Origin of the sequence: Pseudomonas sp. 2822-17 (genome assembly GCF_002742485.1) — a bacterium.
Classification (GTDB): Bacteria; Pseudomonadota; Gammaproteobacteria; order Pseudomonadales; family Pseudomonadaceae; genus Aquipseudomonas; species Aquipseudomonas cyclaminis.
Genome location: NZ_LJRZ01000831.1, coordinates 1 through 258, shown reverse-complemented (window position 1 = coordinate 258; position 258 = coordinate 1). Strand labels below are relative to the sequence as shown.

Below are 258 nucleotides of genomic sequence, written 5' to 3'. Positions count from 1 at the left end.
TCATCAGGGCTGAAATCTAAACACCGATAATTATCGTTGTATTTTAAAAAATGAACAGAAAGAATCGAATCATCAAGAAATTGTCCCCACTCATTAAGTAGACTTTTTGTATCTTCTTCAAATCCCTCAATATAATCAATCTCTAGACCAATATTAATCTTAATAAAACTTTTATATTCTTGTTTTAGTTTTAGTATATCGTCTACGTACTTAGCAAGTTGGTCATTTTTAATTGCACTATCTTTAGCTGGTGTTGGG

Annotated in this window: 1 pseudogene; it reads right to left on the bottom strand. The window is 30.2% G+C overall.

Annotated elements, in window-relative coordinates:
- Nucleotides 1-258, bottom strand: a pseudogene (locus tag AOA60_RS32890) (hypothetical protein); the annotation flags it as partial.